Origin of the sequence: Legionella bononiensis (assembly GCF_016786215.1) — a bacterium.
GTDB lineage: Bacteria > Pseudomonadota > Gammaproteobacteria > Legionellales > Legionellaceae > Legionella > Legionella bononiensis.
Map to the genome: position 1 here is coordinate 281658 of NZ_JADOBG010000023.1, position 13678 is coordinate 295335.

The window sequence follows — 13678 nt, forward strand, 5'->3', positions numbered from 1 at the left end:
TAATGAGTAATAATTTTAAACGTACTGATAGAATTGCTGAAATGATCCAGCGAAAATTGGCTCAGATAATTCCCCAGGAAGTTAGAGATCCGCGCTTAAACGGTTTTGTTACCATTTCGGCAGTTAAGGTTGCTGCTGATTTGGGACATGCCAAAGTCTATTTTACTATTTTTGATGTAGATAAAGAACTTGCGACCAGCATTTTGAATGCCGCAGCCAGCTATTTACGCAGCGCATTGGCACGAAGTATTACTCTACGCACTGTTCCACAACTCCATTTCATTTATGATGAGTCAATAGAATATGGCGAACGATTAAGCCGTTTAATTGATGAAGTTAATCCTCCTGCTTCAGATGATGATGAAAGCAACTGATACTTCGACATCAATAAATGGAATTTTCTTATTAAATAAGCCCGAAGGAATTACATCGAATAGTGCTCTTCAGAAAGTGAAACGACTGTTTGGAGCCAAAAAAGCCGGTCATACGGGTAGTCTGGATCCGCTGGCAACGGGTATGTTGCCCATCTGTTTTGGTGAAGCAACCAAAATATGCCAATATTTGCTTGATGCAGATAAGTGTTATGAAACTACCGGATTATTAGGAATCAAGACCAATACATCGGATTCTATGGGGCAAGTGGTTGCTCAAGTAGATGACTTTTGTATAACTGAAGGGCAGTTATCAACAATTTTGTTGCAGTATACAGGGGCTATTCGACAGATTCCTTCAATGTTTTCCGCATTAAAACATAAAGGAACTCCCTTGTATCGATTTGCACGAGAAGGGATAGAAATAGAGCGTCAACCACGAGATATTATAATTAACCAACTGCAATTAAACAGTTTTAATGGGACACAGTTTTCATTAACAGTTCATTGCAGTAAAGGGACTTATATACGAAATCTTGTTGAAGATATTGGAGACAGTCTAAAGGTGGGGGCACATGTAACCCGCTTGCACAGGCTTTATACCTCCGGGTTTCAAAACATGCCCATGTATTCTATAGATGATTTACAGGCTATGTCTCCAAAGGAGCAACATGATTGCTTGATCCCCATGGATACGGCGATTGATTATTTGAAGTCAATAACTCTTTCTGATGATGAAGTCATTATTATTCGTCAAGGCAGAGTTATAGTGAATAAAATGGATGTTGATAGGGTGGATTGCGTACGTCTTTATGATGAGCGAGCGCAATTTATAGGTTTGGGTGAGCAACTTGCTAATGGTGATATAAAAGCTAAACGATTACTTTCATTTCCATCATGAGTTCAATTAGAACATTAATTGTTGCATGTTTTGGAATAAACTTGAAATTATTTGCACAAATTAATTTCTAACACTTGTTTCGTTTTGCTTGCCTTGGTAGAATGTCCGCCTTTAAATGAATACTTAGCAGTTCCAGGAGTGTATAATGTCGCTAAACAGCGCGGAAAAAGCAGAAATTGTTAATCAATACAAGCGTGCCGATAAAGATACTGGTTCGCCTGAAGTACAGGTTTCTTTAATTACTGGCAGAATCAAATATTTGACTGACCATTTTAAAGAAAATAAAAAAGATTTTCATTCCCGACGTGGACTGCAAGAGTTGGTTAATAAGCGCCGTAAACTTTTAAAATATTTGAAGCGCAATGATCAATCTCGCTATCAAACATTAATACAAAGTTTGGGATTGAGAGATTCTTATTGATTGATAAGATTTTTGTCTCATTTGAGACATATCAAATAAATACAATCGTTTAAAAAGGCGCAGTTTTCTGCGCCTTTTTTTTCGTTATTATTACTTAATGGGGAACATTACGTGGCTAAAATTACAAAAGAGATAGCATTTGGTGAACATACCTTGGTATTGGAAACTGGTGAAGTAGCACGGCAAGCTGATGGTGCTGTTTTAGCAAGCATGAATGGTACGCAAGTATTGGTTACTGTAGTTGGGAAAAAAGAAGGTGCTGAAAATAACGGATTTTTTCCTCTGACAGTAAATTATCAGGAAAAGTTCTATGCAGTTGGAAAAATTCCTGGTGGTTTCCAAAAACGAGAAGGCAGACCTAGTGACAATGAAACATTAATATCACGCTTAATTGACCGGCCAATTCGTCCTTTATTTCCGGATAATTTCCGTAACGAAATACAGATTATTGCTACAGTTCTTTCCCTGAATCCAGATGTCTCTTCTGATATTATTGCTATGATTGGTGCTTCTGCAGCTCTTGCATTATCAGGCGTTCCTTTTAATGGGCCAATTGGTGCCGCACGAGTAGGTTATAAAGACGGTATTTATTTATTAAATCCAAGCAGAAAAACTCTTGAGCAATCTCAACTTGACCTGGTTGTTGCGGGAACTAAAGACGCCATACTTATGGTTGAGTCAGAAGCTAAGGAATTAAGTGAAGACATTATGCGTGGCGCAATCATGTACGGCCATGAAATGATGAAAAGCGTTATCAAAGCGATTGAAGAACTGGCCGGAGAAGCGGGTAAAGCTCGTTGGGATTGGAAACCTGCAGAAATTGATACTGTATTACAGGCACGTGTTGCCGATGTTGCCAGACATGAAGTAGAAGCGGCATATCTGTTAAGAGATAAACAACAACGATATCAACGCCTCGCTGAACTTAAAGAACAAACCGTTGCTGCATTGATGGTGGGTAATGATGAACTATCGGCTGATGTTATAGAAGAGATGTTTGGTGAATTGGAACGAACTATCGTCCGTAATCGTATCCTTGATGGTGAGCCTCGAATTGATGGTCGTGATCATAAAACGGTTCGACCTATTTCTATCCGCACGAAATTCCTTGATCGTACTCATGGCTCTTGTTTATTTACCCGTGGCGAGACTCAGGCGATTGTTGTTGCTACGTTAGGTAATGATCGTGATGCGCAAATACTTGATGGCATCACTGGTGAAACCAGAGACCGATTTATGCTGCATTATAATTTCCCTCCATACTCTGTGGGTGAAACAGGTCAAGTCGGTAGTCCGAAGCGTCGTGAAATTGGTCATGGCCGTCTGGCTAAACGTGCTTTAATGGCTGTATTGCCTGAATCTGCAGATTTTCCTTATGTATTGCGTATCGTATCTGAAATTACTGAATCTAATGGTTCCAGTTCTATGGCTACAGTTTGTGGTACCAGTCTGGCATTAATGGATGCAGGTGTTCCTTTAAAAGCCCCAGTTGCTGGCGTGGCAATGGGCTTAATCAAAGAAGGCGATCGTTTTGCTGTTTTAACCGATATATTAGGTGATGAAGATCACTTGGGTGACATGGACTTTAAAGTGGCTGGAACTGAAAATGGTATCACTGCATTACAAATGGATATCAAGATTACCGGAATTACCAATGAAATTATGGAGCAAGCCCTGGAACAGGCACTTGCAGGACGTACTCATATCCTGGGTGTAATGAATAATGCCCTGTCCGAACATCGAGATGAATTGTCACAACATGCCCCAAGAATTACTACTATGAAAGTAGCTGAAGATAAAATTCGTACCATTATAGGTAAAGGCGGCGCTACTATTAAAGGCTTGATTGAAAGTACAGGTGTCTCTATTGATATCGATGACAGCGGCGTAGTACAGCTGTTTTCACCTGATATGATGGCCTTAGAAGAGGCACAACGCCAAATTAAAGCGTTAATCGCTGAAGTAGAAGTTGGACAAACCTACCAAGGTAAAGTGAGTAAAATCGTTGATTTTGGTGCTTTTATCAATCTGCTTCCTGGAAAGGACGGTTTATTGCACATTTCTCAGATATGCAATGACAGGTCACAAAAAGTTGAAGATGTTCTTAAAGAAGGACAGGATATCGAAGTTTTTGTTGCGGGAGTTGATAAACAAGGTCGTGTAAAACTGGAATGGAAAGACAAGCCACAAACTGAATCTAAAACCGAAGCAGCTGCTGCTCCTGTTGTTGCAGAAGAGCAGGATGAGGTAGTGGATGTAAACGGTAATTCAGAAGAAGAGTGATCACTACCTATCGCTTCAGATTGAAGTAGCGGGGCGATAGGGACTCCCTTGTTTGAAACATAAGCAGTCAATGATTGAATTGATTTATTTCATAAATAAAAAGCCCGCAACATGAGTGTTTCGGGCTTTTTTATTGGGATATGACGATGTATCGATGTAACGTATTAAACTGAATCTGTCGGTAGAATCTAGTGTGAGATACGCTTGTGCTAATTTATAAGTTTAATATGAACATTATCGGACAAGATTTAAAAATTCCAGACGACTGTTTGAATTTTGGCGCATTTCACCCAGCATTACAGATGTGGTCATTACTGAGTTTTGTTTCTCTACACCTCGCATCATCATACAAAGATGTTTTGCTTCTACAACTACAGCTACTCCACGTGCTCCAGTGATATTTTCAACACACCGAGCTATTTCACCCGTCATCCGTTCTTGAATTTGTAATCGTCGCGCATAAAAGTCAACAATACGGGCTATTTTGGATAAACCAATGACTTTTCCATTGGGTAGATAACCAACATGACATTTGCCTATGAACGGTAATAAATGATGTTCACACAACGAGTAGAGTTCAATATCTTTTACGATGACCATTTCATTCATATCAGAATCAAATAGCGCTCCATTAATGATGTCGTCCAGGCTTTCAGTATAGCCCTTGGTCAAATAACGCATAGCATTAGCTGCACGCGCAGGAGTATCTACTAATCCTTCTCGTTTTATATCCTCACCAACTTCTTCTAGCAGTTTTTTATACAGTTGTTCCATAGCAAGAACTCCTAACCTGGCGGCCAAGTCATTTGACGTCCGCCCAGTAAATGTAAATGAATGTGGTAAACCTCCTGCCCGCCACCAGAATTTATATTAAATACTAATCGGTAACCTATCTCGCTCAATCCTTCACTCTCGGCTAATTTTTTTGCCGTTAATATCATTCTTCCCAAAAGTTGCTCGTCTTGATCGCTGGTATCATTGATTGTTGCAATATGTCGTTTGGGTATCACTAGTATATGAGTTGGTGCTTGTGGTCTAATATCCCTAAAAGCCATAATCTCATTGTCTTCAAATACAACTGTAGCCGGAATATCTCCCTGAGCAATTTTGCAAAACAAGCAATTCATAGGTATTCAGTCAAATAGGTTGAAAATGATATTATACATTTCCTTTATTAGATTGCGACAGCTTGTCTTTGCCTTTTGGTACGATTTTTCGCATAATAGCGGTTTTTCTTAGTATAAGGGTGCATAAATGAGTTTAATGGAGATTAAAAGTGGCCGTGATGTGCCAAATGAAATTAACGTAATTATCGAAATTCCTATGCACGGTGAACCTGTAAAATATGAAGTGGATAAAGAAACCGGGGCGCTCTTTGTAGATCGATTTATGTCTACAGCCATGTTTTATCCTACAAATTACGGATATATTCCGAATACTCTTTCCGAAGACGGTGATCCTGTAGACGTTCTGGTAGTGACTCCGGTTCCATTAATCAGTGGAGCGGTAATTCCTTGTCGCGTTGTGGGAATGTTAAAGATGACTGACGAATCAGGCGTTGATGCTAAATTACTGGCAGTGCCAACAACAAAGCTCAGTAAAATGTATCAATCCATAGAGACCTATAACGATTTACCAAAGCATTTGTTATTATCATTGGAACATTTTTTCAATCACTATAAAGATTTGGAAGAAGGTAAATGGGTTAAAATCGATGGATGGGCTGGACCTGAGGCTGCTCGAGAGGAAATTATGTCAAGTGTAGCTCGTTTTAATCAGGCAAAAAAATAAGGTCAAGCCGCTCTTCCTATAACCTGGACAAAACAGGTTGATTTTTTGCATTTTGATACAAACAAACTCCGTGTATGTTTCGTTCTGGTGCTCGAAGCTCAACCTGTTTGGACTTTAGTCGATGAAAAATCAAAATACGTTAATCAGTAGATCCAGTATTGGTGTTGCGTTCTGTTAGTGAAACGCTCTTTGTGTTTCATCAATAATTGACGTGTATCGGTTAACTTATATCAATACAGCGATTCATTTTTAATTACTTACCGGTTCTATCAGCAGTGCTAACCTACTAACCAGCTTTTCAGTCTCGTTTGTTTATATTCCTTGGACAATACCTGCAAATCGCCTAAAATAACCTTACGATTCATTACGAGATTTCTTATATCAGCGCTATAGCTTAAGGAAACCAAGTGCAACTCCATATATCTTCTTTATTAATCATGCTGGTTTCATTGATTATTCTGTCTGCTTTTTTTTCTGGTTCCGAGATAGGGATGATGTCCATAAACCGATATAAATTGAGGCATCTGGTTAAGAAGAAAAATAAACAGGCCATACGAGTCAATCAAATGCTGGCCAGACCAGATAAGTTATTGAGTGTGGTATTGATTGGCAATACTTTAGCTAACATCGTCGCATCGACAATTGCCACTCTTATTGGGCAGCGTTATTATGGCGATGCTGGGGTAGCTGTTGCTACCATTCTTCTCACACTTATCATATTGGTTTTTTCGGAAATGACGCCGAAAACATTAGCCGCAATATATCCTCAACAAGTCGCCTTTTCTTCTTCACTTCCTTTATATATCTTACAGTGGATTTTTGCCCCATTAGTGCAGGTTATCAGTTTTTTTTCAAATGGAATTTTACGTATTTTTGGAATCTCAATAAACCGAATTCAAAAAGAAGCGTTAACTGGTGAGGAGTTACGTTCAGTAGTCCATGAAGCCGGTGGATTATTGCCTGTAGAACATAAGAGTATGTTAATTAGTTTATTAGATCTCGAACAAGCAACTGTTGAAGACATTATGGTGCCAAAGGCTGATATAGTCGGTATTGATTTGGATCAACCTTGGTTGCAATTATTGGAACAGTTAGAAACGGCGCAACATACTCGATTACCCATTTATCGCGGATCCATAGATAATCTAGTGGGTATGATCCATGCGAGAAATGTATTGAATCTGGCTTTAGAAGATAAATTGGATCTTAATAGTTTATTAAATACAGCAGATGCGCCTTATTTTATCCCTGAAGCGACTCCGTTAAATGTACAAATTTTAAATTTCAGAAAAATGAAAAGAAGAAGTTGTTTTGTTGTCGATGAGTATGGCGATATCCTGGGTTTGGTTACCATGGAAGATATCCTTGAAGAAATCGTTGGGGAATTTACCACCGATATTGCAGCACTTAGCCGCGATATAATTCCTCAGGATGATGGAACAATCATCGTAGATGCCAGTTTAACTCTGAGACATTTAAACCGAATGATGAGTTGGACTTTGCCTTTGATAGGTCCACGAACTCTAAGTGGTTTAATTATCGAATACTTGGGGTATATCCCTCCCTCTGAGTCTTGTTTAACCATAGAGAATTACCGCATCGAAATATTAAGAGTCAGTGATAATACGATTAAAACAGTGAAAATGGTTAAAGTCGGGAAAAAACGAAAATAGCCCATAGTCATATGGGTTGATATCAGTTAATATCATTTTGGTGTTGAATAAAAGTTATGTTGTTTATGGAAAAATATACTAACTAACACAAGGAAGATATTCATGACCAACTATTCGTTCCAACTGACCCAATATCTGTTTTGTTTCATTCTTCTTCTTAATCTATTCAGTGAGCCATCAATAGCATGTACGCGGTTACTCAAAGTAGACGAAAATAATGCCACCATGGTTGGTCGAAGCATGGATTGGATGGAAGATCCTCGAACAAATCTGGTTGTTTATCCACGAGGGCAAGCGCATGTTGGCGATGCTCGAAGCAATGAGATACAGTGGACTTCGAAACATGGCAGTATCGTAGCTACCGCTTACGATGGTTTGACCAGTGACGGTTTTAATGAACGGGGTTTAGCTGCTCATCTTCTCTGGTTAAACGCCGCTGATTATGGTCTGCGTGATCAGTCCCTGCCGGGTTTGTCTGTGACAACATGGATACAATATTATCTGGATAATTTTAAAACAGTTAAAGAAGCAGTGCAGTTTAGTAGATCCACTCGATTTCAGATCGTTCCATTTTTTCATCCGGAAGCTAAAAAATGGGTTACCGTACATTTGATTTTGGATGATGCGTCCGGAGATTCCGCGATACTTGAATACGTCGACGGACAGCTCCACATTTATCATAGCCGTGATTACGCTATTGCGGCAAATGATCCTGTTTTTGATAAGCAATTGCTTAATCTAAAAAATTACAAAGTGTTTGGTGGAGACCTTCCTTTACCGGGAAGCAGCCGCTCTCCTGATCGATTTGTCAGGGCGTCCTATTTTACAAATAAGCTGCCAAAGGCTTCATCGGTTAATGAAGAGTTGGCCGAAATAATTAGTGTACTTAACAATTCGGCTCAACCATTTAGTACACCCAGTTCAGAAAATCCATTTGACGCCAGGACGTACTGGCACACTATTGCAGATTTGACTCATCGAGTGTATTACTTTCAATCGAAACTGAATCACAATCTGATTAAGGTACGGTTGGAACATTTCGATTTAAGAAAGGGAAGTCCTGTAATGCAACTGGATTTGGTGAATCATCCGGAATTTGTGGGAGACTTGTCGGATCATTTTGAATCGATATCTTAATGCGTCGAATGATTTAAATTGGTGGCTCCTCATTTTTATTCGCCATCCTGAACTTTTATACGTCATCCTGAACACAGTGAAGGATCTCCACATGCAGATATGAGCTCCTTCCTTGCAGTCGGGATGACGTTCCCAGAGGCTGTTGAGAGGTCACCTTATTTCCCGAAGCACTCTCAGTGCTTGTCTGCAGAAATTAGCAATGCGGTAAACATACATTGCATTGAACATTATTTTGGACTTATAGTGTTCGTCTTGAACATCATATGAAACTTTTTATTAGGGAATTAGGGATGAAAAAGATACTCGTTTCACTTATGGTTCTATTTGCAGGGCAAACAGGCGCATCGCCTTACTGTAACGGTATTCATACCTGGCATAATGTGAACTCCAAAGAAGGACAATGGAACATTACTTTGCAAACGATAAGTCAGGAGGGTTCTTTTTCTGATTCAGTGTGCAATTCAATTCATAGTGCGATACTGAGTCCAGAATCCACTTTTATCTATGGTTTTGGTTTTTCCAGAGACGCCGATTTTGACATCGCTTATACGCTGACTGCCGTAAGACAGGAGCCATCTTTTGAATCCAGAGCTTGCGTTTTTGTTATTACTGCAAAGGGTCCTGCGCAACCGGATATTACGGCTATAAGTTATCATGGCGCCGTTTGTGAATGGACAAGAATACCAGGTGTAGGTGAGGATTTTGTCGTGGGTTAATCACTCTTGGGGATAATTTAATATTACGTTAAGTAATTGTATATAAAATATGCATTTTGTATTGCTTTATTGTTTTATATATGAAGATATTGTACGTTCCCTTCTCTCGTGAAAAAGCTGGTGATTTAACTAATCTGGTTAATATTTGGAAAGAAAATCACCTGAAAAATTACAATAGTCCAATAAAAATAGTGTATTTTAATGAACATGCAGGTATTGCTCCAGAGGACGTTACGTTCGAAGTGTTCATCTGCGCTCATGGATGTGACGAAATCAACTTTATGTTTGTTGGTAATCATGTCGATTTTTCAAAAGCAGATTTTATTGACATCCAGACTGTTGCTGAACGTTTTAATCATGATTTTTTATACTACTCAACTCAAATTATCAGTACGCATCTTTATTGTTGTGGAAATTATCAAAAGAATAAGAGCATTGCAGAGCAATTCCAGGCTAATGTGCTCGGAACTGTAGGGATTATTAATTATTATAATGGTTCTATAACCACTGTAGATGAACAGGGTAAACAATGGAGCCTGGGTGGGTCTAAACCAGTACCCGTGGCTGAAACTGCTCGAAAAATTTTTGTTCCATATATTTCATTAGAACATGAGATGAATAAGCGAAAGAGTATTAAACATAGACCCACTTATGAGGAATGTTTAGAACAAAGACGGAACAAGTTTTTTGCGAATTGTAAAAAAAATCGCTTTAAAGCGATTCAAGAGCGGCGACATGGATCGAATGAGTCTGTTTCAATTTCACTTAGATAAATTGGCTTATTGATATTTTATTCTGTTGTATGGGACGGATGAATTAATTACTATAAGACAATTTTTCTTATATTATTCTTAATCATATGCACCCCGAACTCGCAAAATATTTTCTTGAATATCCACCAATAATAGCTCCTTTCATGCACGAACAACTTGGATTGTGGGAATCAACCCGCCCTTTGAAGGGATTGAAAGTGGTTAATCATGTCCCTGTTGTCTCTAATACGGTATTGAAAATAGGGTGTTTGCTCGCTGCTGGTGCTGAAGTTACAGTGACTAATCCTTCCTCATTCATGTCTGCCGATAAGGATGTTGTTTCTTCTTTGGGTTTAGCAGGAGTTCGATATGCAGACGATATTAATAGCTTGCGAGGAGAGCATTTTGATCTTTATTTTGATTGTGGGGCCGAGCTTTATCAAGCCTTGGGAAAACCCAATATAGGCGCTATAGAGTTAACGGGATCAGGCGATCAATTTTATCGCTGCCAGTCTCTTGATTTTCCTGTAATCAGTATCGATCCTACTCTAACAAAACAACTTGAAACCGTGTTTGGATGTGCGGAAAGCATTAATTTGGCCATTGCTCAAGAAAAGAAAATTAATCCAGCGGAACAAGCCTGGTTAATTTTTGGGTTTGGAAAAATTGGCAGGGGATTGGCCTATTTTTGTGTCCAAAATAACGCATCAGTAGCTGTCGTAGACCTGGATGCCAACCAACGAGAAGCGGCTTATGACTTGGGTATTCATGCGATAGATCCGACTCACATCATGGCATTGAAAGAAGCGGTACTCTCTGCAGATATTATCGTTACAGCCACAGGGAAAAAGTCTATTTTGAATGATTATCCTCTTGAATGGTTTTCAGGAAAAATATTAGCCAATATGGGGATTTATGACGAATATGGAGAGCAATTTAGGGCTGAGGACGTATTGAATAAGAAACAACCGGTGAATTTTATTCTCAAAGATCCAACGCCCATGAAATACATTGATCCCGAGTTTTATATTCATAACTATGCCTCCTTAATGCTTCTGCAAAATAAAATGACGGATGGGGTTCACGGAGTTCCATTGGAATTAGATCGTCATATCATTCAACGCTGGTGTGAGTTTCATTCATTCCCTTTAAAGACTATATCGAAGTGGTTTATTACAGACAATCAATGTGTAGAAAAATAAATTATTTTGGCATCGTCTCAGATTTTTTTCATACACTACTGCATTTTAAATAGCTCACCTATTTTTGATTTTACTTCGATCAACTCTCTCTCCCACGCTAGGAATTTGAGCATTATGATGATGTTATTCGTGGGAGAGGATTGGGGAGAGGGAATGGAACAATCTGTGAACCATTTAAAATGCAGTAGTGTTTGAAAAAAAATCAGGTACGTTGCCTGTTTAGCCATCATTCGGGACGAACAGAAGAAGCTGTAATAAGGCACAGCGATTGTAGTTCACTCAGTTAACTCAATTGATTAGTGACAATACTCGTATATAAAGTGAATTATTTCCTGTGAAAAACCCGGACTGCTCCATAAATTATTATGATCATAGCCCTGAAGCGTATGCATTTTTTTAGGCTCAAGCGCTTCATTAAAAAGTTTTAAACCTTCAGAATAAGGTACAATCTGATCTCTGGTTCCGTGTAAAACAAGCAATGGGGCATTAATTTTTGTGATGCGTTTTAATGAGTTGTATTTATCCCAGGGACTAATGAATAACCATGGATAATGGTATCGAGACAGATTTACAAGAGAAGTAAACGGCGATTGGAGAATAATAGCGCAAAATTGATGTTGATTTGCTATTTTAGTGGCTACCCCGGTACCTAAAGACTCACCAAACAAAACGATTTTTTGGGGAGCGATCCCTTGTTTTAATAAATAATGTACCGCGGCTTCCCCATCCTTATAAAACCCCTGTTCAGTCGGACTTCCAATATTGCCGCCATAACCACGGTATTCCAATAAAAGCAGGCCTATACCTGAATCAAGAAATTGGCGAGCAAGGGGCATTCTATAACCAATATGACCTGCGTTTCCATGTAAATACAGTATCGTTGGTTGATTCTTATCTGCTGGTTTATACCAAGATTTTAATTTCAGATTATCTGCTGTATGTATCGTGACTAAAACCATGTCCTGAGCATGGAATTTTTTTAAATTGGGTATGTGTCTATCAGGAAAGTAAATTAAATTCCTCTGAAAAACATACATTAATAAAAGTACGCATCCAAAAATAACACACGCGATTAACAGTATTTGTTTCACCATACACTAGCTCGCTCATATTATGTCAATGGGATTTTTTGCATTAGGGAGATCTATATAAATTCGGTCTATTAATTCAAGTTTAGGCTTAATCTCGCCTAATGTGAGAATTTTTTTCATTTGACTAGTGATAATCGAGGCCGTAGTAAAACGTTCTGTAAAACTGGGTAGGAACATGAATAGTCCTTTTCTTAAGAACTGTTTCTGGTTGAGCTATCAATAAAGTCTGTTGACCATTCATTGTAATTATTTGAGGTAAGACAACAATCATCCGCCTTTTTATGTTCTATATTTATACAATACGGATTTGATTTTTGATAACTATCATGGCTTTTTTAGAAATAGTATCCTCTCAAGAAGTAACTCAGGCGGTTCAGTCAGCTATTGATGATCTCAATAAATTAAAAGAAGTTAATGAGGTTATCATTGAGAACACTCACTATGAAATAGAAACTGGATTAAAAGACTTATTCGTAAAGGGAAAGATCGATAAGACAGGGTATCGTGAGATGTTACAACAAAATAAGGATGAATTGGCATTAAGATATGAAGGACGCGCAAAGATCGAAGAGCAACTTACGCGTCTGGAGGCTCTAAAAGAACCTCAGGATGAACCCAAAGGCTTTATTATTCCAGGGAATTCTACTCGCGATGAACTAAAGAAACTCATTGTCCTGATGGAGGCTAAAAAATCTTTAACTGATTCTTCAGAAGAAAAGCTATTATTAAGTGTTTTATTACAAACAGTAGGTGCATGCAAAAATACATTAGACGAAAAAGGAGCTTTTGAAAACAAATCAATCTTGCTGTTAAAAAGTGAAGAACAATATGTCACTTCCTTGTTAACTCAAATGGAAAATAATGAGATTCATGACCATCTCCAAAAAAAAGCACAACTGGATTATATTAAAAATGAGTGTATCGCTGATCCTTCTCTCTCAAACGATGAGAAAGAGGTATTACAATCGCTCTGCGATAGTTTAAGCCGAGAAGTACTGGCCATCATCAAATCTAATGGGAGCAGTGATGAAGCTTATCAGGATAAGATAGCATCACTTTTAAACGATACGTTGGAGCAGTCAAAAGAAATAGCGATTACTTCTGGATTTAAGGGATTTATTAATGCAATTTGTGCTGTTGTTAGGTTGGAGCCGGTTTTTACTATTTCGAATAGTCCAGTCATTGAAAAAATGAAAGATATAAAAGATCAGCTTTTCGCAATTAAAGAAGAGGCAAACAGAGCTGATGAAGAGGTGAACACGCTTCATAGTGATGACGATAGCGATAGTGTGGTAGAACATAAGATGCAGTAGATTAAGCAGATTTAATCCGCTAAATCT

The 13678-nt window shown here is 38.5% G+C and carries 14 protein-coding genes; 11 read left to right on the top strand and 3 right to left on the bottom strand.

All coding sequences use genetic code 11. The features are described 5' to 3' along the window. Positions 1-2 precede the first annotated feature (2 nt). From rbfA to pnp, 4 genes are all read left to right on the top strand, one after another. Positions 3-374 (top strand): 30S ribosome-binding factor RbfA, encoded by a 372-nt coding sequence (gene rbfA, locus IZU94_RS17935; RefSeq protein WP_203113810.1) that lies wholly within the window; start codon positions 3-5, stop codon positions 372-374. Then, positions 361-1272 carry a tRNA pseudouridine(55) synthase TruB gene (truB, locus tag IZU94_RS17940; RefSeq protein WP_203113846.1) on the top strand — a complete coding sequence of 304 codons (912 nt, stop codon included), beginning with the start codon at positions 361-363 and terminating at the stop codon, positions 1270-1272. Before rbfA ends, truB begins: the two co-directional genes overlap by 14 nt. 145 nt (positions 1273-1417) lie before the next feature. Further along, positions 1418-1693, top strand: coding sequence for a 30S ribosomal protein S15 (rpsO, locus tag IZU94_RS17945; RefSeq protein ID WP_028382700.1), 276 nt, complete (start codon positions 1418-1420; stop codon positions 1691-1693). Between the two features lie 111 nt (positions 1694-1804). Further along, positions 1805-3976, top strand: a complete 2172-nt coding sequence (pnp, locus tag IZU94_RS17950; RefSeq protein ID WP_203113811.1) for a polyribonucleotide nucleotidyltransferase — start codon at positions 1805-1807, stop codon at positions 3974-3976. 234 nt (positions 3977-4210) lie between these two features. On the opposite strand, the gene folE is transcribed toward pnp, so the two are convergent. Both folE and IZU94_RS17960 read right to left on the bottom strand, forming a co-directional pair. Further along, positions 4211-4750 (bottom strand): GTP cyclohydrolase I FolE, encoded by a 540-nt coding sequence (folE, locus tag IZU94_RS17955; protein ID WP_203113812.1) that lies wholly within the window; start codon positions 4748-4750, stop codon positions 4211-4213. Positions 4751-4761: 11 nt separating this feature from the next. Beyond that, complete coding sequence (locus IZU94_RS17960; protein WP_203113813.1) at positions 4762-5103, bottom strand: histidine triad nucleotide-binding protein; 342 nt, start codon at positions 5101-5103, stop codon at positions 4762-4764. A 127-nt stretch (positions 5104-5230) separates the two neighbouring features. On the opposite strand from IZU94_RS17960, the gene ppa reads away from it, so the two are divergent. The 6 genes from ppa (at position 5231) to IZU94_RS17990 (ending at position 11247) form a co-directional block, all read left to right on the top strand. Further along, a complete protein-coding gene (ppa, locus tag IZU94_RS17965) occupies positions 5231-5767 on the top strand; it encodes an inorganic diphosphatase (RefSeq protein WP_203113814.1) in 537 nt (178 codons plus the stop codon). A gap of 407 nt (positions 5768-6174) precedes the next feature. Beyond that, on the top strand, positions 6175-7440 hold the full coding sequence (locus IZU94_RS17970) for an HlyC/CorC family transporter (protein WP_203113815.1): 1266 nt from the start codon (positions 6175-6177) through the stop codon (positions 7438-7440). 102 nt (positions 7441-7542) lie between these two features. Then, positions 7543-8577: a linear amide C-N hydrolase gene (locus tag IZU94_RS17975; protein ID WP_203113816.1), complete on the top strand. Its 1035-nt coding sequence runs from the start codon at positions 7543-7545 to the stop codon at positions 8575-8577. A 290-nt stretch (positions 8578-8867) separates the two neighbouring features. Continuing rightward, positions 8868-9293, top strand: coding sequence for a hypothetical protein (locus IZU94_RS17980; protein ID WP_203113817.1), 426 nt, complete (start codon positions 8868-8870; stop codon positions 9291-9293). An 80-nt stretch (positions 9294-9373) separates the two neighbouring features. After that, positions 9374-10066: an RNA-binding protein gene (locus tag IZU94_RS17985; protein ID WP_203113818.1), complete on the top strand. Its 693-nt coding sequence runs from the start codon at positions 9374-9376 to the stop codon at positions 10064-10066. An 86-nt stretch (positions 10067-10152) separates the two neighbouring features. Beyond that, a complete protein-coding gene (locus IZU94_RS17990; RefSeq protein WP_203113819.1) occupies positions 10153-11247 on the top strand; it encodes an NAD-binding protein in 1095 nt (364 codons plus the stop codon). Between the two features lie 296 nt (positions 11248-11543). Here IZU94_RS17990 and IZU94_RS17995 read toward each other — a convergent pair whose 3' ends face one another. Next, entirely contained in the window at positions 11544-12341 is a 798-nt protein-coding gene (locus tag IZU94_RS17995; protein WP_203113820.1) for an alpha/beta hydrolase, read from the bottom strand. Positions 12342-12664: 323 nt separating this feature from the next. On the opposite strand from IZU94_RS17995, the gene IZU94_RS18000 reads away from it, so the two are divergent. Then, positions 12665-13651 carry a coiled-coil domain-containing protein gene (locus IZU94_RS18000; RefSeq protein WP_203113821.1) on the top strand — a complete coding sequence of 329 codons (987 nt, stop codon included), beginning with the start codon at positions 12665-12667 and terminating at the stop codon, positions 13649-13651. Positions 13652-13678 lie beyond the last annotated feature (27 nt).